The 2,157-nt window shown below is 48.7% G+C and carries 2 protein-coding genes; one reads left to right on the plus strand and one right to left on the minus strand.

Going from position 1 to position 2,157, the window contains the following annotated elements; all coding sequences use genetic code 11:
* Window positions 1-81 precede the first annotated feature (81 nt).
* Entirely contained in the window at window positions 82-1,566 is a 1,485-nt protein-coding gene (gene gatB / locus RMO35_RS13945) for an Asp-tRNA(Asn)/Glu-tRNA(Gln) amidotransferase subunit GatB (RefSeq protein ID WP_309741906.1), read from the plus strand.
* A 234-nt stretch (window positions 1,567-1,800) separates the two neighbouring features.
* Here gatB and RMO35_RS13950 read toward each other — a convergent pair whose 3' ends face one another.
* Window positions 1,801-2,121, minus strand: coding sequence for a cytochrome c (locus tag RMO35_RS13950; protein ID WP_309741908.1), 321 nt, complete (start codon window positions 2,119-2,121; stop codon window positions 1,801-1,803).
* Window positions 2,122-2,157 lie beyond the last annotated feature (36 nt).

Below are 2,157 nucleotides of genomic sequence, written 5' to 3' on the forward strand. Positions count from 1 at the left end.
CTCTGCCTAAGCAGGCTTTCGCCAACGCCAACGCGATACAATATAAGGATCTATCGCTCTACACCAACTTTTTATAGCCGCATGACCGTAGCTACCCCGACCAAAATCCAGTATGAAGCCGTAATTGGGTTAGAAACTCACTGTCAACTCAGTACTGATACCAAAATTTTTTGTAACTGTTCGACTGAGTTTGGTTCCGTCCCCAATCATAATATTTGTCCCGTCTGTACGGCGATGCCGGGAGTTTTGCCAGTACTCAATGAGAAAGTGTATGAGTACGCTGTCAAAGCGGGTTTGGCTCTCAATTGTCAGATTGCGGCTTATAGTAAATTCGATCGCAAGCAATATTTCTATCCCGACTTACCCAAAAATTACCAAATCACCCAATACGATCTCCCCATCGCCGAGCATGGCTGGGTAGAGATCGAAATTCTCGATGACGCTGGCGTTCCCACCCGCAAGAAAATCGGCATCACGCGGATGCACATGGAAGAAGATGCCGGGAAGCTCGTACATGGCGGGAGCGACAGGTTATCTGGCTCCACTCACTCGCTAGTCGATTACAATCGGACTGGTGTCCCCCTATGCGAAATCGTTTCCGAACCCGATCTGCGCAGCGGTGTCGAAGCGGCTGAGTATGCCCAAGAAATTCGCCGGATTATCCGCTATCTGGGCGTAGGCGATGGGAATATGCAGGAAGGCTCCCTCCGCTGCGATGTGAATATTTCTGTGCGTCCTGTGGGGCGGAAGGAATTTGGGGTTAAGGTAGAAATCAAGAACATGAACTCGTTTAGTGCGATCCAACGTGCGATCGATTACGAGATCGAGAGACAGATTGCGGCGATTGGTAATGAGGAGCCAATTTTCCAAGAAACTAGATTGTGGGAAGAAGGCACCCAACGCACGATTAGTATGCGGAGCAAGGAAGGTGCTAGCGACTATCGCTATTTCCCCGAGCCGGATCTGACGCCAATGGTTTTGGCAGATAGTCAAAAGGCGGCTTGGCAAGCGGAATTACCCGAGTTACCCGTCCAAAAACGGCACCGCTATCAAGATGAGCTAGGTTTATCACCTTATGATACGCGGGTCTTGACGGACGATCGATCTGTCGCCGAATATCTCGAAGCCGCAATTACGGCTGGTGCGGATATCAAGCAAGCCGCTAACTGGGTGATGGGTGACATTACCGCCTATCTCAAAAATCAAAGAGTCAGTATTAATGATATTGCCCTGACGCCGACGGTATTAGCCGAGTTAATCGGACTGATTGACAAGGGGACAATTAGCGGCAAAATTGCTAAAGAAATCTTACCCGAATTATTCGAGCATGGTGGTTCGGTACAAGATCTAGTCGCTAGCAAAGGGTTGACTTCGATCGCCGATCCTCTAGAATTAGCTAAAATTATCGATGAAATTATTGCGGCTAATCCGAAAGAATTAGCACAGTACAAAGCCGGGAAAACCAAGCTCTTGGGGTTCTTTGTCGGTCAACTAATGAAACAAACTAGCGGACGTGCCGAGCCGAAAGTCGCCAATCAAATCTTAAGCGCAAAACTCAACAGTTAAAACCGATCGGATGAAGTAATAAAAAGGCAGAGCAATCGATCGATTGCTCCGCCCTTTTATTATTAATGAATCGACAACTCGACCGCGCTTTCGTCGTCAGCGATCGATTACCGCCTTCAGGCGACAAGATATGGTGAAACCGCGCAATCGCTAGCATGAATCGATTTAACAGCGGTAGAGGGGATGCTAACGATGGCCTGAGTGCGATGTTCGCATCCTGCACTAGCTGCCCTACTAGAGTGTTTCTAAGTAACTGAGCAAATCCGCCATTTCTTGAGGATTGGGCTGAAATTGGGGCATGGGGGGCGTATTACCGCTAGTAACTTGTTCGATCAGACTATGAGGAGACTTGCGCTTAGATATTTCGCGCAAGCTAGGGCCGACGCGTCCACTAGCATCTAGTCCATGACAACCACTACAATTGATCTGAAAGATCGCATGTCCCAAAGTCGGATCGCCAGTTTTTGACAATACGCTAGTCATGTAAGGGTTGGATTCCTGAAGCGAGTGCCAACCGACGATCGCCAAGAAACAGAACGACAAGCATGTTAGCACGATCGACCCAATCTGCTGCCGTGACGTTTGCTTGAG

Source organism: Chamaesiphon sp. OTE_20_metabat_361, from assembly GCF_031364565.1.